19 protein-coding genes and 1 pseudogene are annotated in these 21,058 nt (G+C 70.8%); 10 read left to right on the plus strand and 10 right to left on the minus strand.

The genetic code is table 11. From position 1 onward, the window contains the following. Positions 1-7: 7 nt before the first annotated feature. Positions 8-1,453 (minus strand): CoA transferase, encoded by a 1,446-nt coding sequence (locus tag CG747_RS13545; protein WP_100601966.1) that lies wholly within the window; start codon positions 1,451-1,453, stop codon positions 8-10. Between the two features lie 69 nt (positions 1,454-1,522). Continuing rightward, a complete protein-coding gene (locus tag CG747_RS13550) occupies positions 1,523-2,260 on the minus strand; it encodes a helix-turn-helix domain-containing protein (protein WP_100601967.1) in 738 nt (245 codons plus the stop codon). A gap of 472 nt (positions 2,261-2,732) precedes the next feature. On the opposite strand from CG747_RS13550, the gene rox reads away from it, so the two are divergent. Then, a complete protein-coding gene (rox, locus tag CG747_RS13555; RefSeq protein WP_100601968.1) occupies positions 2,733-4,277 on the plus strand; it encodes a rifampin monooxygenase in 1,545 nt (514 codons plus the stop codon). A gap of 723 nt (positions 4,278-5,000) precedes the next feature. Then, complete coding sequence (locus CG747_RS13565; RefSeq protein ID WP_257980396.1) at positions 5,001-5,687, plus strand: alpha/beta hydrolase; 687 nt, start codon at positions 5,001-5,003, stop codon at positions 5,685-5,687. 183 nt (positions 5,688-5,870) lie between these two features. Here CG747_RS13565 and CG747_RS13570 read toward each other — a convergent pair whose 3' ends face one another. Next, positions 5,871-8,408, minus strand: a complete 2,538-nt coding sequence (locus tag CG747_RS13570; protein ID WP_100601971.1) for an FtsX-like permease family protein — start codon at positions 8,406-8,408, stop codon at positions 5,871-5,873. After that, the gene (locus CG747_RS13575) at positions 8,405-9,205 is read right to left on the minus strand and encodes an ABC transporter ATP-binding protein (protein ID WP_100601972.1); all 801 of its coding nucleotides are present in this window, start codon (positions 9,203-9,205) and stop codon (positions 8,405-8,407) included. The genes CG747_RS13570 and CG747_RS13575 overlap by 4 nt, the downstream gene beginning before the upstream one ends. Before the next feature lie 223 nt (positions 9,206-9,428). Between CG747_RS13575 and CG747_RS48795 the strand changes: the two genes are divergently transcribed. Next, positions 9,429-9,806, plus strand: a complete 378-nt coding sequence (locus tag CG747_RS48795) for a hypothetical protein (protein WP_219621441.1) — start codon at positions 9,429-9,431, stop codon at positions 9,804-9,806. Between the two features lie 352 nt (positions 9,807-10,158). After that, the gene (locus CG747_RS13585; RefSeq protein WP_100601973.1) at positions 10,159-11,061 is read left to right on the plus strand and encodes a serine hydrolase; all 903 of its coding nucleotides are present in this window, start codon (positions 10,159-10,161) and stop codon (positions 11,059-11,061) included. 353 nt (positions 11,062-11,414) lie between these two features. Here CG747_RS13585 and CG747_RS13590 read toward each other — a convergent pair whose 3' ends face one another. Continuing rightward, positions 11,415-12,077, minus strand: coding sequence for a tetratricopeptide repeat protein (locus CG747_RS13590; RefSeq protein ID WP_219621443.1), 663 nt, complete (start codon positions 12,075-12,077; stop codon positions 11,415-11,417). 148 nt (positions 12,078-12,225) lie between these two features. Here CG747_RS13590 and CG747_RS13595 point away from each other — a divergent pair, with 148 nt between their 5' ends. After that, entirely contained in the window at positions 12,226-12,603 is a 378-nt protein-coding gene (locus CG747_RS13595) for a DUF4190 domain-containing protein (protein WP_257980397.1), read from the plus strand. Positions 12,604-12,653: 50 nt separating this feature from the next. After that, positions 12,654-14,144 carry an alpha/beta hydrolase gene (locus CG747_RS13600; protein WP_100601975.1) on the plus strand — a complete coding sequence of 497 codons (1,491 nt, stop codon included), beginning with the start codon at positions 12,654-12,656 and terminating at the stop codon, positions 14,142-14,144. A 42-nt stretch (positions 14,145-14,186) separates the two neighbouring features. Here the strand turns inward: CG747_RS13600 and CG747_RS13605 are convergent. Further along, positions 14,187-14,372, minus strand: a pseudogene (locus CG747_RS13605) (aspartate-semialdehyde dehydrogenase); the annotation flags it as partial. Between CG747_RS13605 and CG747_RS47175 the strand changes: the two are divergent. Next, a complete protein-coding gene (locus CG747_RS47175; protein WP_146022080.1) occupies positions 14,359-14,718 on the plus strand; it encodes a hypothetical protein in 360 nt (119 codons plus the stop codon). The pseudogene CG747_RS13605 and the gene CG747_RS47175 sit on opposite strands and share 14 nt — an antisense overlap. Positions 14,719-14,722: 4 nt before the next feature. On the opposite strand, the gene CG747_RS13610 is transcribed toward CG747_RS47175, so the two are convergent. Next, positions 14,723-15,175, minus strand: coding sequence for a helix-turn-helix domain-containing protein (locus tag CG747_RS13610; RefSeq protein WP_100601976.1), 453 nt, complete (start codon positions 15,173-15,175; stop codon positions 14,723-14,725). A gap of 101 nt (positions 15,176-15,276) precedes the next feature. Between CG747_RS13610 and CG747_RS13615 the strand changes: the two genes are divergently transcribed. Then, on the plus strand, positions 15,277-16,542 hold the full coding sequence (locus CG747_RS13615) for an MFS transporter (RefSeq protein ID WP_180985519.1): 1,266 nt from the start codon (positions 15,277-15,279) through the stop codon (positions 16,540-16,542). A 327-nt stretch (positions 16,543-16,869) separates the two neighbouring features. Here the strand turns inward: CG747_RS13615 and CG747_RS13620 are convergent, their stop codons facing one another. Beyond that, on the minus strand, positions 16,870-17,547 hold the full coding sequence (locus CG747_RS13620) for an NUDIX domain-containing protein (RefSeq protein ID WP_100601977.1): 678 nt from the start codon (positions 17,545-17,547) through the stop codon (positions 16,870-16,872). Further along, positions 17,544-17,927 carry a DUF4406 domain-containing protein gene (locus CG747_RS13625; RefSeq protein ID WP_180985520.1) on the minus strand — a complete coding sequence of 128 codons (384 nt, stop codon included), beginning with the start codon at positions 17,925-17,927 and terminating at the stop codon, positions 17,544-17,546. Before CG747_RS13625 ends, CG747_RS13620 begins: the two co-directional genes overlap by 4 nt. A 49-nt stretch (positions 17,928-17,976) precedes the next feature. Between CG747_RS13625 and CG747_RS13630 the strand changes: the two genes are divergently transcribed. Together CG747_RS13630 and CG747_RS13635 are read left to right on the plus strand one after the other, a co-directional pair. Further along, a complete protein-coding gene (locus CG747_RS13630) occupies positions 17,977-18,735 on the plus strand; it encodes a DeoR/GlpR family DNA-binding transcription regulator (protein ID WP_100601978.1) in 759 nt (252 codons plus the stop codon). A gap of 278 nt (positions 18,736-19,013) precedes the next feature. Then, the gene (locus CG747_RS13635) at positions 19,014-20,234 is read left to right on the plus strand and encodes an FG-GAP-like repeat-containing protein (protein WP_100601979.1); all 1,221 of its coding nucleotides are present in this window, start codon (positions 19,014-19,016) and stop codon (positions 20,232-20,234) included. A gap of 80 nt (positions 20,235-20,314) precedes the next feature. On the opposite strand, the gene CG747_RS13640 is transcribed toward CG747_RS13635, so the two are convergent. Beyond that, positions 20,315-20,995, minus strand: a complete 681-nt coding sequence (locus tag CG747_RS13640; protein ID WP_257980398.1) for an ATP-binding protein — start codon at positions 20,993-20,995, stop codon at positions 20,315-20,317. Positions 20,996-21,058 lie beyond the last annotated feature (63 nt).

Here is a 21,058-nt window from a genome sequence, read left to right on the forward strand (position 1 = left end):
ACGTGGCCTAGCGCCACTGGAGCGCAGCGGACCCGAGTGGGGAACGCCGGCCGGGCTGGGGGACCGTGCGCCCGCTGTATGCGAACGGTGTCGCCGGTTCGGTGAGGGGGCCGAAGTCGGTCCCGGTGGTCGACAGCGCGGCGAGCGGCGCGCGCCCGGGTCGGGGCAGGTCGATGACGTCCTCCCGCGCCAGCAGCCCAAGTTCCTGCACCCAGTGACACACCCCGGCCAAGGTCACGCGGATCCGCCATGAGCCGCCCTCCGTCGCACGTCGGCGCAGGACCGTTGCGACGGCGGCGGCCCCGAGGTAGGCGGCGAGGTAGTCGTTGAGCAGGTACGTCGGCGGCAGCGACGGCCGGTCGGTCCACTCCTCGGTGGCGAATCCGCTTGCCGAGCAGGCGAGTTGGTCGAACCCACCGCGTTCACTCCAGGGGCCGTCGGCGCCCCAGGCATGGTATTCGAGGGTGATGAGTCCGGGGCGGCGCCGGACGAGTTCCTCGGTCGACGCCCCGTGCCGGGCAAGTCCCCGGTAGGCGTGCACGAAGACGTCCGCGTCCTGGAGCGCGTCGTGGAAGGCCGCACGGTCGTGACCGTCGCGCAGGTCGCAGTAGGCGTTGCGCTTGCCGCCGCCGGTCATCGCGATCATCGGGATCGGGTCGGGGCGGTCGGGACGCGACAGGTGCAGCACGTCGGCGCCGAACTGGGCGAGGAGTCGCGCCGCGACGGGACCCGCGATGACATGGGTGAGATCGAGCACCCGTACGCCCGTGAGCGCCTCATCGGCCTCACCGATCGGCTCCAGAAGCCGGACCGGCCCGTCACCGACACGTTCGATCTCGACGACCGGGCGCTGCGCCACATACCGCCCCGCGGGGTGCGCAAGCCACTCGTCCCGGCTACGTACCACGCAGGCGACGCCGCCCCGGGCGCAGATGGCCTCCTCCAGCGTGAAGGCGTCCCAGTCGGCCGCGGCCTGTGCGATCCCCACCTTGTCGAGCCCGCACCTCAGCACGGAGCAGACCGCGTCCCGCAGATGCGGGTAGGTGGTGATGATGAAGATCCAGCGGCCGTCGCGCCCCCGGTAGAAGTCGTTGCTGCCGAGCAGCGACGGATCGTCGAGGAGAGCATCGAGCGGGCGCCCCGAGAGCGTCGTGTGATACGTCGCCATCAGCTGGTCGATCGCGGCCCCGGCCGGTACCTCCACCTTCTGGTGCCGGTGACCGCGCTGTTCGCCGAGCTTCGCCGTCTGCCGCCCGAAGACACCGATCGCGGCAGACATGGCATCGGCGAGGCGGTGCACCGAGGGCACCAGGGGATCGGCCCCGACGACGGTGATGTCCTCGGCCCCCCGGGCCGGATCAGGGTCGCCGAGAGTGTGCAGCAGCCGGGAGACGATCTCGCCGGTGGATGTCGTCGGCGTCGGCTTGGTCGTGGTCAGTGTGTTCGAGGTCATGCCGGGATGCTCGTTCCCAGTACTGCATGAGCGCGCGGATTCACGGATATCCGTGAACCGATGCGGACGTCACGTCCGCCTCTCCTGGATGTGCGCGAGGAGCCGGGCCGCCGCCCGGTCCAGGCACAGCCGCTCCGAGCGACCGCGACGCCGGTGCATCAGAGCGAGGGCCCCCGTGACGACGGAACCCTCGGTGACGGGGATCGCCAGTGCGCTGACCTCGGGATCGGCCAGACCCTCGCTGCGGCTGATGCGCGATGTGCGGATCGCCGGAAGAGCACGGTGGAACTCGGCGACCGCCTCGGGGTCGTGGCGGGCGAGCTCGTCGAGCAGCCCACCGCGCTCCGCCTCGTCGGTGAAGGCGAGCAGCAAACGGCCCGCGGCGGTACGCAGCAGCGGCCGGGCGACGTGCCGGTCAGCGAGCGGCACAAGGCGGGGAATCTCGTCCTCGCCGCCGCGCGCGAGGTACACGGCGTCGAGCCCGACCCGCACCGTGAGCAGCACCGGGGTACCCGCGACGCGGCTCAGTTCGCCGAGCTCGGCCTGACTGATCCGCGGGACGACCCGGCCGGCGATGAGGTTGAGGACGTGCGGGGCGGGCCCGAGCCTGAAGCGCCGGTGCTGTTCCAGCAGAAACCCGGTCGCCACAAGGCCGTTGACCAGATCCTGCACCGAACTTGCCGGCGCCCCGACCGCCCGCGCCAACTCGGCCACGGTCACCCCGCCCGGCGCCCGCGCGGAGGCCTCCAGGATCCACGCGACCCGGTCCACCGTACGGTGGCGCCGCCGTCGGCCGTGCTCGCTCATCCCGCCCACCTTGACCTTCTTGTGCGTCGCCGGCCGCTCGCGCCGACACGGCCCGCCGATCCTTTCCCGCACCACCCCGACGAGCAAGTCGTCCCTGCCCCCCCCGCAGACGTCACCAGCCCGGCAGCAGAAGGTGCCAACACGGTGACGAGGGAGCAGTAAGTCACGTCGGGCAAGGTCACTGCCGTCCGGTGCTTCGAACTGCTCGCAAGCCCGGTAATCGTCGCCCCCAGGGGCTCGGCGGAGAGCGCCGGGCCGCCACCCCCAGGTGGTGATCACGTGGCTGGGAAAAGGATTGGACGAAACGATGCTCGGGCTTATAGCTTGCGGTCGACCGTGACACCGCCCGAGGAGGTGAGACCCATGAACGCAGTTTCGACGTGGGTGCTCCCCCTTTCGGTCACGGCCGGCGATTGATGTAGGTGTCGCCGGGAGCGCCTCGCCAACAAGGCTCTCCTGAAAGGCAACACCCATGAACTCTTCGCATTTCTCCGCCGACCCGTCATCGAACGGCGCGGTCGAGCACGACTTCACCGGGGGCGACGTCCCCGGACTCCAGCCGTCGGCCTCCGGCGCCGATCATGCGCTCCTCGACTTCGATGTGATCGTTGCCGGGTGCGGGCCGACCGGTGCGATGCTGGCCGCCGAACTGCGGCTGCACGATGTGCGGGTACTCGTCCTGGAGAAGGAAACCGAGCCCGTGTCGTTCGTCCGCCTGGTCGGTCTGCACATCCGCAGTCTCGAGCTGATGGCCATGCGCGGACTGCTGGACCGCATTCTCGAACACGGAAGGCGGCGTCCGGCCGGCGGATTCTTCGCCGCCATCCCCAAGTCCGCGCCCAAGGACCTGGATTCCGCGCACGCCTATCTGCTGGGCATCCCGCAGCCGACCATCGAGCAGCTGCTCGAAGGCCATGCGGTCAAGCTGGGTGCGCAGGTCCGGCGCGGTTGCGCGGTGGCCGGTTTCGAGCAGGACGACGAGGGCGTGACTGTCGAGCTGGCCGCCGGCGAACGGCTGCGTGCGCACTACCTCGTCGGCTGTGACGGTGGGCGCAGTACGGTGCGCAAACTGCTCGGCGTCGGCTTCCCCGGCGAGCCCTCGCGGAACGAGACGCTGATGGGCGAGCTGGAAGTGGGTGTCCCGCAGGAGGAGATCACCGCCAAGGTGACCGAGATCCGCGAGACCGACAAGCGATTCAGCCTCGCGCCGTTCCGTGAAGGGGTCTATCGCGTCGTGGTCCCCGTCGCGGGAGTCAGCGATCGTGCGGAACCGCCCACCCTCGACGATTTCAAGCAACAGCTGCGCGCCATCGCCGGAACCGATTTCGGCGTGCACTCCCCGCGCTGGTTGTCCCGCTTCGGGGACGCCACCCGGCTGGCCGAACGTTATCGGGTCGGGCGGGTGCTGCTGGCCGGCGACGCGGCACACATCCATCCGCCCACTGGCGGCCAGGGCCTCAATCTGGGCGTCCAGGACGCCTTCAACCTCGGCTGGAAGCTGGCCGCACAGATCCGCGGCTGGGCACCGGAAACACTGCTCGACACCTACCACGCCGAACGCCATCCGGTCGCCGGGGACGTGCTGGACAACACCCGCGCCCAGATGGAACTGCTGTCCACCGAACCGGGCGCACAGGCCGTGCGCAGGCTGCTCACCGAACTGATGGACTTCGATGAGGTGAACCGCTACCTGATCGAGAAGATCACCGCGATCGACATCCGCTACGACGTCGGCGAAGGCCCCAACCTGCTCGGCCGCCGCCTGCGCGACATCGACGTGGCACAGGGCCACCTCTACGGTCTGCTGCACCGCGGCCGCGGCCTACTGCTGGACCGCACCGAACGCCTGACCGTCGACGGCTGGTCGGACCGGGTCGACTACCTCGCGGATCCCACGGCGGCACTGGACGTTCCGTGCGTCCTGCTACGTCCCGACGGCCACGTCGCCTGGATCGGTGACGACCAGCGGGACCTGGACGACCAGCTCTCCCGCTGGTTCGGCGAGCCCGCCGGCTGATTTCGCCTGACCAGCCGAGAAGGCCCGTGAGAGGAGCGAACGGCCGGAAGCGACTGGCCGGGCGGTGAGCTCCTCGTCCGCCTTGTTGGGACCTTCTCGAGGTACATGGTCTGGTCGTGGAGGCGGTCCACGAACGCGCACCGGCTGGCATCGCCCGCGTCAGGTACCGAGTACAAGCTCGTGCACCGGGCGCGGGCGAAGTCCTCGGCGGCCTGGCGCAGGCGCGGCCTTCGCGCCGCCCAGGCCCCGGCCGACCGGGCGACGGACGGCGCTGCTCCGCTCGCACCGGACCTGGCGGCGGAGCTCGTCGTGGACGCGGTCCCAGGTGCCGCCCGGGGCCACTTGGTGAACCAGCGGTGGGCCGCGTACCAGGGCATCAGATCGCGCGGAAGCATCCGCCACCGGCAGCCCGACCGCAGCACGTAGAATTTCCACCCCCCTTCGCCCGCCCGGCATCGCGGGAGCGTTCTTTCGCGATGGCGTCGATCCGGGGGCGCAGTGCGGCCGAGCGGCGTGGGGGGAATGCGGCGGTGACCAGGCCGCGCAGGCGGCGGTGGTTGCGCGGCACGGAGCCGGAGATTCTGCGGTCCCCTTTTACGTTCTCACCATGTGCCCATGGAGGCGCCGTCATACGGGGCCGGAACAGTGACGGGCATGAACACGAGCATTCGTGTGAACACGAAACCGAACACGAGACGGCGGATTGTCTCCGTACTCCTGGCCATGTCGGCTTCCGCCGTGGTCGTCCCCGCCGCGGCCGCCCAGGAGCCGTCCGGTGCCATGGGCGCTCCCGCGCCGATCAGTTGGGGCGCCTGCCCCAAGGCCGAGCCGCCTGCCCCCGCCCCCAGCCCGAGGGCGGAGTGCGCGACGGTCGAGGTTCCGGTGGACTGGTCGAAGCCGGAGGGCCCGAAGGTCGGCATCTTCGTCGCCCGCCACCGGGCCACCGACCCCGCGCGGCGGATCGGCGTCCTGATGTCGAACCCGGGCGGCCCCGGGGCGTCCGGGGCCGATGACGCGTTGTACGCGGACGATCCCGTCGAGGGCTACGACCCGGCCATGCTCCAGCGCTTCGACATGGTCGGATTCGACCCGCGCGGCATCGGTCGCAGCCAGAGCGCCGACTGCGACGAAACGATCGCCGCCTCGATCCCGACCCGCCCCCACAATGCGGCCGAGTTCGAGCGACTGCGCACCCTGAACGGCCAGCTGGCGGAAAGCTGCCTGAAGCGGACAGGTCCGCTCGCCGCTCACATGGACGGCGAGAGTGTGGCCCGCGACATGGACGCCATCCGCGCCGCGCTCGGCGAGAGCAAGATCAGCTTCATCGGCCACTCCTACGGCACGTTCCTCGGCGAGCGTTACGCGCGCCTGTTTCCGGACAGGCTTCGCGCGCTGGCCCCCTCGGCGTAGTGATCGGCCCCTCACCACCCGGTGAGGGGCCGTTTTGCGACCCGCGCCATGAGCGGCGCCGGTCCGAGGGCAACCTGCGGAGTGCAGCGGACGCCCGCAGGTTTCTTGGGACCGTCGCATTTCGGGTGCGGTTGTCAGTAGCCAGTCGCATCATTCGCTCCTGGCGTACTCCGTGGGCAGGCGCTATTGCCGTGCGGTGCCGGCTTCGATCGGCCGGGTGCGCAGCAGTGCGAGGGTGGGCAGGCCGGTGGCGGCGAGGGTGAGGAGGACGGTTCCGGCGGCCAGTTGCCATGCGGTGGCGGCCGGGATGTAGGGGGCGGCTCCGGTGAGGCCGCGGGCGATGGGGACGAGGGTGATCCAGGCGATGGCGGCACCGAGGACGAGGCCGGATACGGCGACGAGGAGTGCTTCCCAGCGCATCATGGCCCGCACTTGCTGGCGGGTGGTGCCGGAGAGGCGGAGCAGGCCGATTTCGCGGCGGCGGTCGAGAACGGTCATCACGAGGGTGTTGGCGGCGGCGACGGCGGCGAATCCGCCGAGCACGGCGGCCATGACGGTGTTGGCCCAGGAGTTGAGTTCCTGGTTCCGGTCGGCCTGCGCGCCGTATCCGGCCGCGTCGGTGACGGTCGTCCCTGGAGCGAGTGTGCTCAGTTGCCGGGCCGTGGCGTGCCGGTCGGCGCCGGGGGCGGCGGCGACGAGCACCTGGCTGTCCAGGTCGGCCGTCACATGCGTGGCGACCGCGGTACGGGGCATCACGACCTGTCCCAGTCCGAGGCCGCGTTCGTAGGTGGCGACCACGGTGGGCCGGACCTTGGTGCCGTCGCCCAGCCACAGGGAGACCCGGTCGCCGGTCCTCACGTCCAGGTCCTTGGCGATCGTGGTGTCCAGCGCGACCGTGTTCCCGGATCCGAGTGCGTGCAACGACCCGCTCTTCACGCCGAGGTCGAGCACCTTGGGCAGGGTGCCCGGGTCACCGGAGACGCCCAGGACCGTCGTGGGGACCAGCAGGTTGCCGGACCGGTAGACGGCCCCGGTGCGCAGTACTCCGGTCGCGGAATCCACGCCCGGCACCCGGGCCGCCTGTTCGGCGGTGGCCGCGGGCAGACCGGGACCGGTCGAGCCGAGGACGTGGTCGGCGACGACCGCGCGTTTGACGTTCTCGCCGGAGGCGTGGCCGATCGTGCTCTGGATGAAGAGCAGCGTGCCGCAGAAGGCGATGACCATGATGATCGGGGTGATCGCGGAGGCCAGGCGGCGGGCCTGGGCGCGCGTGTTGTCGGCGGCCAGGGAGCCGGCGGCTCCGGCGGCTTTGGCCCGCAGGGGCAGACCGAGGACGGTCGCGCACAGGCGCGCCAGCAGGGGACCGAGCAGGGCCACGGCGAGCAGGAAGCACATGATCACGCCGAGCGCGGTGTTGGCGGCGTCGCTGCCGCCGAGCCGGGCGGCTTGGGCGGCGAGTACACCGCCGCCCGCGAGGGCGACCAGACCCGTGACGATCCGGATCACGCCGGGCCGGGCGCGTTCCACGGCGGCTTCCCCGAGCGCCTGACTGGGGCGAAGCCCGGCGGGTCGGCGCGCGGCCACCCAGCCGGCCGTCAGCGCGGCCAGCACGCAGGCGGTCACCGCGGCCAGCATCGGCAGCACGCCGACGTCCAGGGACACCTGCCCGGGTACGGCACCGCGGTCGACGAGTTCACCGAACCACCAGCGGGCCAGTATCAGGCCCGGCAGCACCCCGAGGGCCGACGCCACGGGCGCCAGGATCACTGCCTCGGTGGCGATGGTGCGGCGGATCTGCCGGGGTGTCGCGCCGATCGCACGCAGCATGGCGAACTCACGGGCTCGCTGCCCCGTGGCCAGAGCGATCGTGCCCATGACGACGAAGACGGCGGTCAGCGCCGCGGTGCCACCGAAGGAGCCACCCAGCCCGATCAGAACTTCCTTGCTCCCAGCGAAACCTGCCACTTCCGCGGCCCCGCGCGCGTCACCGGTGGCAACCCGGGCGCGGCCGTCCACGGCCTGGCGTACCTGCCCGGCCAGGGCGGAGGCGGTCACGCCCTGACGGGCGGTCACGGCGATGGCGTCCACCGTCCCGGGGTGTCCCGACAGGGTCTCGGCCACACCGTCCGCGAACCACACACTCGGGCCATCAGCCTTCGTGGAGATCAGCCCGGAGATCACGTAACTTCCGCTGCCCCCCGGGGCGGCCAGCGAGAGCCGGTCTCCCGGCGCAAGGTGTGCGGCCCGGGCGGCGCTCTCCTCCAGCAGGACCTGCCCGGCCCCAGGTGCGCCTCCCTTCGGCACGGCGTCGGCAGAGGTGAGGGCGGTTGCCGAAAAGTTCCGTCCTGTCAGCGCGGTCGGCGTGCCCGCCTTCTTCACCACCTGTACGGGGAAGGACAGATCCGGAACGGCCGCGGCGACTCCGGGGTGGGTGGCGATCTCGGCCGACAGCGCCTTGTCGACGCGGCTGCGCTCCGGCAGGGGGCTTTGCATCGGTATCTTCTCCCCGCCCTCCTGGTAACTGATCCGGGCGTAGGGATCACCGGAGACCACTACGGGGGAGTCCGCGTAGCGCACCGTCTGCACGCGCGCGGTGATGCCGGTCTGCAGCAGCGTGCCACAGGCGGTGATGATCACTGCTCCCAGCAGCAGCGCGACGAAGCTGCCCACGAAGGACGCGGGTCTGAAGCGCACGGAGGCCCGTGCGAGACCGTTCGTCACGCGGCCACCCCCGCAAACCCGTCGGTCGCAGCGGTCAGGCTCACCATCCGGTCGGCCACCGTCTGCGGGTCGGGACGCCACAGATTCCCCACCAGCGCCCCATCGGCCAGGAAGAGCACCTGGTCAGCATGGGACGCGGCCAACGGGTCATGGGTGACCATGACGATCGTGGCACCCATCGCGTCGACCGCGCCACGCAACAGCCGCAGGATCTCCCGGGCGGACCGGGTGTCCAGGGCGCCGGTCGGCTCATCCGCGAACACCACCTCCGGCTCCGTCATCAACGCACGGGCGATCGCCACACGCTGCTGCTGCCCGCCCGACAACTGGCCGGGCCGCCTGCTCCCGAGGTCCGCGAGCCCGACTTCGGCCAGGAGCTGCTGCGCCCGCCGCCGGTCCTGTCGTTCACCCGCAAGCCGCTGGGGCAGCAGCACGTTCTGCAGCACGGTCAGGGAAGGCAGGAGGTTGAAGGACTGAAAGACGAACCCGACACGTGTGCGCCGCAGCTTCGTCAGCCGGTCCTCGCTCAGGTGGGTGATCTCTTCCCCGCCGAGCAGCACCTGCCCCGAGGTCGGTCGGTCCAGACCGGCGGCGCACTGCAAGAACGTGCTCTTCCCCGACCCCGACGGACCCATCACGGCAGTGAAGCTGCCCCGGTCCAGCGCCACGTCCACCCCCTGCAGTGCCTGCATGGCCGAAGCGCCCCGCCCATAGGCGCGGGTGACGGCGCGCAGCTCGATCGCGGGGGGCCTGCTCCGATCCCGCTCGGTGTTCATGGAGTCGCGGCGCCAGGCCATGAAGGTCCTTTCTTTGCTGATCAACTGCCTTGTCGACGGTAATCGGGGAGCCATGTACCGACGATGGAGCCAGCCAGGCTCTTCTTGGTGGGGATATCCCCCGGCCCGGTGGGCGCGGGCCCCCACCGCGGCGTTTCGTGTCACACGGTGATCGACTCCTCGGGGGGACGCTTTTGAGCGCGGCCGTCGGCCGGGTCGGAGGTGGTCGGCCGCCCGGGCCTGGGTGAAAGTGGACAATGACGTCGCACGTCTGGCCGATGGCGAGGGCCGCGTCCTTCTTGCACACCGTGCCGACGCAACAGGAGGCGCGGTATTCAGCCCCCGACATCACCGCGGCCATCGCCCTGTAGATGCCACGCCGCTACAGCGGAGGCTCTCCGAGATCTGCGCCCGCGCCGAGGAGATCCTGGGCATCAACATCGAGGAGCTGGACCTCGCCGGGCAGCCATCTCCGGCGAAGGCCGCAGTCGGCCTGCCCGTCGCCCGCGCCGGAAGGACGGCTGCCGCGCGGGAGGCCGCACGGCATTCCCGTGCAACCCCCGGTGGACGGCCGCCAACGGACATCCAGAACGCCAACTACACCCCTTTCGGTATCAGTTGACTCCCTCCCTGCGCCACTGAACCGACACGGCCCGACGCGTCACAGTGCAACGTCGACCTGAACAGTTCCCGCCAGGCACCTTCAGCCAGCCACCGCGCTTCCGGAACCCACCACGCCCCGGGCGACGACGAAACCAGGGGTGGCGATGCATGCGGACCTCCGAGCAGCGGAACCGCGCTCCACCGCCAGGCGTGTGAACACATGAACTACGGAACTGCGCGGGGCCCTGACCCTTGACCGGCAGGACTCCGCAGGCATGAAGCGACAAGGAACCACACTCTTGCTCAACCGAATACGGACCCACGCCCGCGGGTTGCAGCGCGCGTCGGCAGTGACAGCCCTCGCCGCGGCAATGACGTCGACCCTGGTGGCCGCTACCCCGGCGAGCGCAGCACCGGTCTCGACGAACGACCAGGCGGGCCCGCAGGTCGTCTGCACCTCCGCCAAGCCCGGCCTCGCCGACCGACTCACCCAAGACATCACGACGGTGGTGACTTCCCCAGGGGTGACGGGAAGCACCTCGATCGCCCTGTACGACCGGACCACCAAGACCAGTTGCACCTACGACGCCGACCGGCAGCACGACTCGGCCAGCGCCGTCAAAGTCATCGTGCTGGGCACACTGCTGCGCCAGACCCAGGACGAGCACCGTGCACTGACGGATGCCGAGCGCACCCTCGCAACAAAAATGATCACCGAGTCCGACAACGACTCCACCACCACGTTGTGGAAGCAGCTCGGACTCGACCGGATCAGGGAGTTCCTGCGCCTGGCAGACATGCAGCGCACCGTCCCCGACCCGGACGGCCACTGGGGCCTGACCCAGATCAACGCCACCGACCAGCTCACCCTGATGAAGCTCTTCACGGCCTCGAACTCCGTCCTGGTCGACGACTCCCGGACCTACGCACTGGACCTGATGAACCAGGTCATCCCCAGTCAGCGCTGGGGGGTGCCGGCCGGCGCGCCGAGCGGGGCGACGGTCCACGTGAAGAACGGCTGGCTGCAGCGCACCGGTGGTGGCTGGCGGGTGCACAGCGTGGGCGCCTTCACGGGGCAGGGCCACGACTACGGGATCGCGGTCCTGACCTCGGACCACGCGAGCATGCAAGCCGGCGTGGACGTGATCGAGAACGTCGCCCGCAAGGTCCACGCGGACCTCAACGGGACCCAGGTGATCACCAGCCAGAAGCTGCGCAGCCAGGCACTGCCCACCACCTCGGACGGCTCGCTCGTCCCGGAGAACGCCCGGTAGCCCACCTGCCGCGCCTCGCGTGAGACCGAGCGGTGCGACGGCCCCGCCAGCCCCAACGGCCGGCGAAACCGCACGCCCCGGTCCCACACCTCCTGGTTGGCGCCCTTGCCGGCGCCAACCAGGAACCGCAGTGCCACGCCGCCTCGCGCGCCAAGTCCTCGGCGGAATCCCGCCCAAGGGCCTCCACGGGCAATCACCTCTCGGGCGCCGCGGTCGCGGAGGCCTCAGCCCGGGTGTCCGGTGCGGCCGGAGGCTGTATTGCCGGGCGCGAATGACCAGCGGAACGAAGAGTATGTATTCACAGCAGGTGTCGAGGTTGCGCAGACCTACCTCGCGTCGTCGGCAGACAGCGGCTAGTCCGGCTGCCCTTCCATAGGGGGCCGGTAGCAACGGACCCGCTCGGTGTCGGTGAGGTTCTGTTCGAACAGAGGGATGGCTCGGCCCAGGTCTCCCGCCGACCGGTAGGCATGGGCGAGGTTGTTGCGGGAGGCCAGTGTGGAGGGGTGGTCCTCGCCCAGCACCCGCACCCGGTCAGCGAGCGCGCGTTGGAGGTGGCTGATGGCGCGGGCGGGCTGGCCCTGTCGCGAACGCCTGGCGGAACTGAAGGGCCTCTGGCCCAACCTACCCAGGGCTGAGCAAGAGCGCCCCCGGCTTCCGTCGGCGGCGCTGAGCCCGCACCAGGTGGTTGGCGGCGCCTTCGCCGGGCCGGCCACCCTCAGCCTTGCATCTACGAAGGCCCCGGTGCCCACGCGCAGGGCGTGGCACCGGGGCCTCAGGGTGTGCGCGGACGGGATCAGCACGCGCCGGGTGACGCGGGCGAGACCGGCCGCGGCGACCGGGGCCGCCCAGACCAGCAGGGCCAGCGCGGCCCGCACTTCGTACGGGGCGGAGCGCCACGCCAGTGCTGGAAGCGCGGCGAGCGGCAGCAGCGGAGCGCTCGCCATCGCGCCGAGGGAGGTGAACAGCGTGCCCGAATAGGTGGAGTCGCGCAGGAACGGCGAAAGACCCCTGGTCATAGTCGGCAACGGCAAGTATCGCTTCCCGGCGCGCGGGAGACCTCCCTGGATCGGGGGAGGAACTTCTCCCGCCTTCTCGCGATGTGCGCCCGTGCCCCCGCAACTCATGATCCTTTCCTGCCCAGTTGTGGACACGGGAGGATGGCGGATGCACACGCAAGGAACGGTAAGCCTCAGTACACGGCCTGCGGTCGGCAAGGACGGGACGGCCACCGCGGCCATGGTGCTGGGCGTCACCGGCCTGTGCACCTCGGTCGTCCTCGTCGGCGGAGCACTCGGCCTCATTGGCGTGGCCCTGGGCGCCGTCGGCCTGAAGACGGCCGGGCGGACCGGCACCGGTCGTGGCAAGGCCGTCACCGGCGTGGTGACGTCGCTCCTCGCCATCGTGGTCGCCGTCCTGGCCGCCTTCTTCCTGGCCTGGTACGCGAACCGGACCCAGGCGTGCTACCAGCCCGACACCCTGCGGCAGTACGCGCAGTACGCGCAGTACGCGCAGTGCGTCAGCCGGCACCTCACCAAGAGCTGACCGGTTCGACCACGCGATCACCCCATCACCCGACAAGGACCCGCTTCATCTTGCGCAATACACGCATAGCCTCTCTTCTGGCCGCCAGCACGGCGGCGGCCCTGGCCACGACGCTGACCCCCGCGACCGCCTTCGCCGCCACCGGGGCCCCCGCCACGGACCCCCTGCGGCCGTACACACAGCAGAAGCTCGACTGGGGGCACTGCGACGCGAAGACACCCGCCGCCTTCCAGTGCGCGACGCTCAAAGTGCCCCTGGACTACGGCGACCCGGGCGGCAAGAAGCTCGACATCGCCGTGAACCGGCTACCGGCGGGCAGCGCGAAGGAACGCCGCGGCGTGCTGCTGTTCAACCCCGGCGGCCCCGGCGCGCCGGGCCTCGGCCTCCCGGCCGCCATGGAGTCGCACCTCCCCCGGGAGGTGAAGAGGCAGTACGACCTCGTCGGGTTCGACCCGCGGGGCATCGGCCGAAGCTCCCCCCTCAGCTGTGGGCTGACCCCCGACGAGCTGAACTTCGACCGCCCGTACCACGCCGGGACCTTCGCGAAGGACGTGCGCTGGGCACGCACGGTGGCCGGCAAGTGCGCGGCCGCGGAAGGGGACACGCTGCGGCACATCACTACCCGCGACACCGCACGCGACATGGACCTCCTGCGTGCCGTCATGGGAGAGCGGAAGATCTCCTACTACGGGGGCTCGTACGGCACCTACCTCGGCGCCGTCTACATGCAGATGTTCCCCCGGCAGGCCGACCGGTTCGTGCTGGACAGTGCGGTCGACCCCACGCGGTACGGGCGGGGCACCTTCCAGGAGATGGCGGAGGCGACCGAGCCCGCCTTCACGAGGTGGAGCGAGTGGACCGCCAGGCAGGACGCCACGTACCACCTGGGCACCACGGCGGCCGAAGTCCGCACGACCTTCTGGGACATCGTCGCCCAGGCCGACCGCAAGCCCCTCGACACCGACGAGGGGCGCCTCACCGGCGACGACATCCGCTCCGTGCGCGACGTCTTCTTCCGGGAGCGACAGGCCGCCGAGTGGGTCGCCAGGCTGAAGAAGGCCGCCGAGGGCGCCAAGGCCACCACGCCGGCGCCCGACCCTGAACTCCCCCCGGAGAACGAGGTCGTTGGGCTGTGGGCGGTCCTGTGCGGCGACACCGCCGCTTCGTGGCCGCGCGTCCCCGAGCAGTACCGGCGCGACGCCGTCCGCGACAAGGCCCGGTACCCGCTGTACGGCGACTTCGCGTCCAACATCAAGCCGTGCGCCTTCTGGAAGCCCGCCGCCGAGGCCCCGACCACGGTGGACAACAACGTCGACGCGTTGATCCTGCAGAACGAGTGGGACTCGCAGACGCCCCTGACGGCCGCCCGGCAGATGCACCGGTCCCTGCACGGTTCCCGGATGGTCACCGTGCTCGGCGGAGAGGGGCACGGCGTCTACGGCGCCGGATCCTGCGCGGACGAGCCCGCCACGGTCTACCTGACCACGGGCAGGCTGCCGGAGAAGGACATCGCCTGCCAGGCGCCCGCCGACAGCCGATGAAACAGGGGCGGCCACGTGATCGTGGCCGCCCCTCGTGGGGCAGGCGGAGAGTTCCGCCGCCACCAGTTCCGCCAGCTGGACGGCATTGAGCGCCGCGCCCTTGCGGAGACTGTCGTTGGAGACGAAGAGGGCGAGGCCGTTGTGCACCGTCTCGTCGGCCCGGATGCGGCCGACGTACGAGGGGCCCTGGCCGGCCGCCTGGAGCGGGGTCCGGATGTCGCCGCTGGCACCTACGCTCGATCAGCACCAACCCGTCCTCCGGCCGCCCTACCGCCGCGAGCCGGGTCGACAGGTTGTTCAGCGACTCCACGAGGACGGACTCATAGGCGTTGCGATCGATGTGCGCGAGGCGACGGTGGATCCGCGCGGTGGCGCGGCTGGCTTCGAGGGCCTGTTGGTGGAGTTCGGCGCGGGCATGGCGCAGCGAAAGGTTGTGATGGTGGCGGGCGTGTTCGGTTGGTTCTTCGGTTGTGGTGAGGCGGTGGGGGAGGAGTCGGGCGGCCAGTACTGCAACCGTCACGCCAAAGACCGTTGCCTGAGCGGCGTGGCACGCGGAATGCGTCGTACGTCGTAAGAGGTCACTGGGGGGAGACCTTGTGGACGGTGGTGTCGTCGGGGTCCAGTCGTCGCCCGTCCGCAGACCGTACTTCCAGTGCGCGGAGGGGATGTCCCTGTCGGCGGTCGACCAGCTGTGAGTGCGGTTCGCCGGGGGCGAAGAAGTTCTGCTCGCCCCACTGCCGCAGCGCCACGATGACGGGGAAGAGTGCCTTGCCCTTCGGGGTCAGGACGTACTCGCGGTAGGCGCTGCCGTCCGAGGCGGGGACGGATTCGAGGACGCCGCCGGCGACGAGGGTGCGCAGGCGCGCGGTGAGGATGTTCTTCGCCACGCCGAGGCTGCGTTGGAACTCCCCGAAGCGTCGGCTCCCGTCGAAGGCGTCCCGCACGATCAGCAGGGACCACCAGTCGCCGATCGCGTCCACCGACCGTGCGACGGGGCAGTCGCTGTCGTCGAAGCGCGTCCTGGTCACCATGGCGTCCCTCGCTCACTCTCGCATTGGTTGCAACATGCTACCAAAGGGCGTTACCGTCGCCACTGGTAGCAAGATGAAACCAGATCTGGGGGGTAGCGCTGATGCCTGGCAATGGTGAGACTGCGACGCGACGGACCGAGGCCCGAAGCGGGGAAGGTTCCGCGTTCGTCCTGTCCCGTGGCGTCGTCATACTGTTCGCCGTCGCCTGCGGGGCCGCGGTGGCCAACGTCTACTTCTCCCAGCCGCTCCTGGTGACCATCGGTCACGACCTCGCCATGAGCCCGGTACTGGTCGGCGGCGTCGTCACCCTCACGCATGTCGGATACGGACTGGGACTCTTCTTCCTCGTGCCGCTGGGCGACGTGGCCGACCGCAGACGGCTCATCGTGGCCCAGTTGCTGCTCCTGGTGGTGGCGCTGGCCGTGGTGGCCGCCGCCCACACGGCGGCGATCCTGCTCGTGGGCATGGCCGCGATGGGGCTTCTCGCGGTCGTCACGCAGACGTTGGTGGCCTTCGCGGCATCACTGGCCGCTCCCGCCGGGCGCGGACGGGTCGTCGGTCTGGTCACCAGCGGCGTGGTGATCGGAATCCTGCTGGCCCGCACCGCATCCGGCCTCCTGGCCGACCTCGCGGGCTGGCGCTCCGTCTACCTCGCCTCGGCGTCGCTCACCGCTCTGCTCGCCCTGGTCCTGTACCGAGTGCTGCCGCGCCGCAGCGACGCTCCGCCGACAACTCTGCGCTACGGACAGCTCCTGCGCTCCACGATCACCCTGTTCGCACGGGAACGACTGCTGCGGCTCCGGGCCCTGTTCGGTCTGCTGATCTTCGCCGCGTTCAGCACCCTGTGGAGCAGTGTCGCGCTGCCGCTCAGCGAGGCCCCGTACTTCCTGTCGCACAGTGCGATCGGGGCGCTGGGGCTGATCGGTGTCGCCGGTGCCCTGGCCGCGACCATGGCGGGCCGCCTGAACGACCGCGGACTCTCCCGGCGGACCACCGGCATCGCCCTGGCGCTGCTCGCCGCCTCGTGGCTGCCCCTGGCCTTCACCCGCAGCTCGCTCTGGGCCCTGGTCGCCGGGGTGATCCTTCTCGACCTCGCCGTGCAGGCGGTCCACGTCACCAACCAGACCCTGATCTACGCGCTGCACCCGGACGCGGGCAGCCGGCTGATCGGCGGATACATGGTCTTCTACTCGATCGGCAGCGCCACCGGCGCCATCGCCGCGACCTCCCTCTACACGGCGGCCGGCTGGGGAGCCGTATGCGCACTGGGCGCCGCGTTCAGCTGCCTCGGGCTCGTACTGTGGGCGTTCACTCGACACGGCGCCCCGGACCCCGCCGCCGAGGTGACCTCGCGCGGCGAAGCCTGAGGGAGTGGGCGCCCGTCGGCACCTGCCCGCACCCGTCGGCGTCCGCCGGCGGAGCGGAGCAATGCTCGGATCCTGTGGATCGGCTACGACGGCGCTACCGGCAGCGGATCCTCCTTGATCTACGAGGTCGTCCGCGAGTGCGCGAGGGCGCGAATCGGGCACGTCCTGGGCCGACCTGCCGCGCGACTACGCCCGCCGGGGCATCCGCGCCCCTGTCCTAGCGGTCGGCGACGGAGCCCTGGGTGAACGGCCCGAGCTCACAGCCGCCCGATGGCGTCCCTGGCAGGACCGTGCACTCGGGGCAGGGCCGCCCGGGGGGCGACGGTGTCAGCCGGTGCCCGCTGCGGGGGCGAACGGTCCGTCCAGGGCTGCCCATTGCAGCAGCAGGATGGTCTTGCCGTCGGCGATGCGTCCGTCGCGGGTCATGGCGAGGGCCTCGGCGAAGGGCAGCTCAAGGACCTCGATGTCCTCGCCGTCCTCCTCCAGCCCGCCGCCGGTTCCGGTCCGGTCGGCCGGGGTGTAGGGGGCGGCGAAGAAGTGCAGGCGTTCGGTGACCGAGCCGGGGCTCATATAGGCGTCGAGGACGCGGGTGAGCGGACCGAGGGTGACGCCGAGTTCTTCGGCGCTCTCGCGCCGGATGGCGGTGGGCGGGTCGTCCGCGTCGAGCAGCCCCGCGGCCGCTTCGATGAGCATGCCGTCGGGATGGTCGTTGACATAGGCCGGGTAGCGGAACTGGCGGCTGAGCAGGACGCAGCCGCGTGCGGTGTCGTAGGGCAGGACGACGGCACCGTTGCCGCGGTCGTAGGTCTCGCGCGTCTGGGTTTCCCAGCGTCCGTCGCGGCGGCGGTAGTCGAAGGTGGTGCGCCGCAGGACGTGCCAGCCCTGGGAGGTGAGTTCGACGTCGCGGACACGGATGTCGGGGTTGCGGTCCAGGTCGCGTCCGGCCTGGTTGAGGCCGGTGCGGCCGCGGTGGTCGGGAGTGTCGATGCCGGGGCGGGGTTTCACACAGTCTCCTGCGGGGTGCGGCGGGGGATCTCGGTCACGTCGTGGTAGACGGGCAGGCCGCGGCGGTGGGCGATGGCAACGTCCTGGTCGGCTCCTACGGAGTCGCCGGGCAGGCGCAGCACGGCGTCGCAACGGGCGAGCAGGCGGTCGGCGACCGGGTAGAGCACCTGGTCGGCAAGGGGGTCGGTGGGGCCGGCGCCGGCGGAGCGCAGGACGGGCAGGGCGATCCATTCCCCGATCACGGGGAGGTGGCCGGCGGCGAAGACGGGCCAGGCGGCGGCTTCGAGGCGGGCGAGATTGGCGGCCATGGCATCCGGGTCGCCGTTGGTGCCGGAACGGTAGGGCCCGGCGATCAGGATGAGCATCGGCTTGTCGGTCATGGCGCGCTACGATACACGCAGAAACGTGCAAGAACAGGAGAGAATGCGGATGCTGGCTGCTGAACGACGCGATCACCTGCTCGGTCTGCTCGCGACCGAGGGCAAGATCGTTGCCAAGGACGTCGCCGCAGGACTGGGGATTTCCGAGGACAGCGTGCGGCGCGATCTGCGCGAGCTCGCCGCCGAGGGACTGTGCCAGCGGGTCTACGGCGGCGCACTGCCCGCCTCACCGGCGGTGGTGGACTACGCCGCCCGGCAGACCGTGACCCCGGACGGCAAGCAGAAGGTCGCTTCGGTGGCCGCCAGGCTGGTGCCGCCGGGCGGCACGCTGATCCTCGACGGTGGAACCACCGCCCTCGCCGTCGCCCGCGCACTCCCGCAGGACCTTGCCTGCACCGTGATCACCCACAGCCCGACGATCGCCACGGCCCTGCTCGACCATCCGCGGGCGGAGCTCTTCCTGCTGGGGGGCCGCGTCTTCAAGCACTCGGCGGTTGCCTGCGGTGCCGCCGCGGTCGAGGCGGCGCAGAACATCTCCGCCGACCTCTGCCTGCTCGGCGTCACCGGCGTACACCCCGAGGCGGGACTGACCACCGGAGACGCCGAGGAGGCGGCGATGAAGCGCGCCCTCGCCGCGCGGGCCGCGGACACCTACATCCTCGCCTCGTCCGAGAAGATCGGCACGGCTTCGCGATTCCGCGTCCTGCCCTGGGCCAAGGTCAGCGGACTGATCACCGACGCCGACCCCCACGACCAGGTCGTCGAGCAGCTCAAGGCGCTCGACGTGGAAATCTTGGCAGCCGACTGACAGTCATGCCCCGAACACGGTGATCTGCGACCGGCCGGCACGTCATCGCTGCTCGCTCTCCCGGGTCTCGGCGATGAACTCCACTACGGAGACGAGTTCTTCGATCGGCCCGCTCGGGTCGGGCCCGCCGGTCGCGGCGCGGACGAAGAGCGTGCCGAGGAAGGCGAGAAGGATCGCGGTCGCGCCACGAGTACGGAGTGGGGCGGGGGAGTGCTCGGCAGTCCCTGTCGGTGTCTGCGGATAGGGTCGGCGCAGGTCAACCAGAGGGGAACAGCAGCATGGGAAGACGTCTCAGACAGAGCGCGGCGACGCTGGCCGGGCTGGTGCTCGCCGGCACCGGCCTGACGACCGTGAACGCCGCTTCCGCAGCCGCGGACGCGTATGCCTGCCCGGCGGGCTACTTCTGCGGCTGGTCCGGTGAGAGCGCGACCGGGCAGATGTACAAGACGAACAAGAGCGTCGCGGATCTGGGCAGTTGGGACAACAGGATCCGCTCGTACGTCAACCGCACGTCGTCGATCGCCTGTGTCTACGAGGACAAGAACTACGCGGTGTCGGGCGGCTACTTCCCCGACCGCCCCGCCCGTGCCGGCGGATACAGCTCGTATCCCACCGCGACGACCAGCTCGATCAAGTTCGTCCCCACCGAGCGCGAATGCAGCCAGTCCGCGTATCCCCTCTGGTTCTCCGAGACCTCCCCCCACGTCTCGGGATTCGGTGACATGAACGGCGATCGCAAGGCCGACGTGGTCGTGCGCGACATGGCAGGACGGCTCTGGTTCAGTTCGGGCGACGGTACGGGCCGCCTCATAGGCACCGGCGGCTGGAACGGCATCAACGCCCTGACCCGGCACGGCGACTTCAGCGGTGACGGCCGCGAGGACCTCATCGGCCGCGAGGCGTCCACCGGTCGACTGTGGCTCTACCCCGGCACGGGCAGCGGCTCCATCGGCACCCGCAAGCTGATCGGCTCGGGCGGCTGGAACGGCATGAGCAACATCACCGCCTTCGGCGACCTGACCGGCGACGGCCGTTCCGACCTGATCGCCGTCGAGAAGTCCACGGGCAAGCTGTGGCTGTATCCGGGCACCTCCACCGGCACGCTCGGCTCGCGCAAGCTCATCGGCAGTGGTGGCTGGAACACCATGAACGCCCTCGTCGGCGTCGGCGACATGAACGGCGACGGCCGCCCCGACCTCTACGCCCGGGAGGCATCCACCGGCAAGCTGTGGCTCTACCCCGGCCGCTCCGCCGCCCTCGGAGGGCGCGTCCTGGTCGGCTCGGGCGGCTGGAACGCCATGGCGAACCTCATCGCGAACGGTGACTCCTCCGGAGACGGCCGTCCCGACCTCATCACCGTGACCAACGAGAAGTACGCGATCGACGGCTTCCCCGGCAACCCCGGCTGGCTGATCAGCTACCAAGGACTGGGCAACGGCCTGCTGTCGCGCGGTGAGCGGACCAACGGCGAGTGGTGGGGCCTGAACGGCTTCTGCTAGGAACCGTCCGGCCGATCACGTGACGCCGCATGATCGGCCGGGCCGCTGCGCAGCCGTTCGATGAGCAGGTGACCCGGCGTTCACGGCCGGGCCGGTCGGCTGCCGAACTCCACCGTCGACACCCGCTCTCGCGACCCGCGGTCCAGCAGGACCACCGACGCGACCTCGCGCACCGGACCGCGGGTCGGGGCCACTTCCCCGGATCCGGAGAACGTTCGGAGCAGCCGGTCGAGGCCCCTGCGATGCCTGGCGAAAGCGCTTCGCGGCGCCCACCGGCCTCGGGCCGCCTGGCCCGCCAACGCCTCGGCCACTCCAACGTCCAGCAGGACCAGGTGCAGTTCGCGTCCTCGCGGCCCCGCATGTCCGGCAAGCCAGCGGCGCATCCACGGCCTGCCGCCGCAGTCGTGCACCAGCAACGGCTCACCGCCGCGTACCGCGGTGCGCAGCCAACGGAAGTACCTCCACCGTGCCCGGGGCCGGTACACGGCGTAGGGCAGCCATGTCGGCATCACCGCCTCGCAGGCGACATGGACCACTCGCGGATCGATGACCAACGCGGCTTCCGCCCAGCGCCGCAGCAGCGTGCTCTTGCCGCTGCCAGGCAAGCCGGACACCATCACCACCGCATCCGCGGGATACGACAGCACGGCTGGGACGTTGCCCGAGTCCCGCAGATCCACCAGCCCGCGCGGCCGGAGTTCCGCCCCCTCGCGTACGGCAACGGGCGTCTCCGCCACCCGCGGCCCGACTGAATTGCCCACTTCCCGCCCTCTGACCTGACTTGCCGTCGCCACGGCGCAGCCGTCGACCGGCCACCACAACGC

The organism is Streptomyces sp. CB02959 (genome assembly GCF_002803155.1).
Classification (GTDB): domain Bacteria; phylum Actinomycetota; class Actinomycetes; order Streptomycetales; family Streptomycetaceae; genus Streptomyces.

What these genes read in the sequence shown, in the direction of transcription:
- CG747_RS13625 (WP_180985520.1), bottom strand. Translation starts at nt 17,927, where the DNA reads ATGACCGACAAGCCGATGCTCATCCTGATCGCCGGGCCCTACCGTTCC.
- CG747_RS47175 (WP_146022080.1), top strand. Translation starts at nt 14,359, where the DNA reads ATGTCGCCGCTGGCACCTACGCTCGATCAGCACCAACCCGTCCTCCGG.
- CG747_RS13635 (WP_100601979.1), top strand. Translation starts at nt 19,014, where the DNA reads ATGGGAAGACGTCTCAGACAGAGCGCGGCGACGCTGGCCGGGCTGGTG.
- rox (WP_100601968.1), top strand. Translation starts at nt 2,733, where the DNA reads ATGAACTCTTCGCATTTCTCCGCCGACCCGTCATCGAACGGCGCGGTC.
- CG747_RS13615 (WP_180985519.1), top strand. Translation starts at nt 15,277, where the DNA reads ATGCCTGGCAATGGTGAGACTGCGACGCGACGGACCGAGGCCCGAAGC.
- CG747_RS13595 (WP_257980397.1), top strand. Translation starts at nt 12,226, where the DNA reads ATGCACACGCAAGGAACGGTAAGCCTCAGTACACGGCCTGCGGTCGGC.
- CG747_RS13550 (WP_100601967.1), bottom strand. Translation starts at nt 2,260, where the DNA reads ATGAGCGAGCACGGCCGACGGCGGCGCCACCGTACGGTGGACCGGGTC.
- CG747_RS13585 (WP_100601973.1), top strand. Translation starts at nt 10,159, where the DNA reads ATGACGTCGACCCTGGTGGCCGCTACCCCGGCGAGCGCAGCACCGGTC.
- CG747_RS13565 (WP_257980396.1), top strand. Translation starts at nt 5,001, where the DNA reads ATGTCGGCTTCCGCCGTGGTCGTCCCCGCCGCGGCCGCCCAGGAGCCG.
- CG747_RS13575 (WP_100601972.1), bottom strand. Translation starts at nt 9,205, where the DNA reads ATGGCCTGGCGCCGCGACTCCATGAACACCGAGCGGGATCGGAGCAGG.
- CG747_RS13610 (WP_100601976.1), bottom strand. Translation starts at nt 15,175, where the DNA reads ATGGTGACCAGGACGCGCTTCGACGACAGCGACTGCCCCGTCGCACGG.
- CG747_RS13630 (WP_100601978.1), top strand. Translation starts at nt 17,977, where the DNA reads ATGCTGGCTGCTGAACGACGCGATCACCTGCTCGGTCTGCTCGCGACC.
- CG747_RS13545 (WP_100601966.1), bottom strand. Translation starts at nt 1,453, where the DNA reads ATGACCTCGAACACACTGACCACGACCAAGCCGACGCCGACGACATCC.
- CG747_RS13590 (WP_219621443.1), bottom strand. Translation starts at nt 12,077, where the DNA reads ATGACCAGGGGTCTTTCGCCGTTCCTGCGCGACTCCACCTATTCGGGC.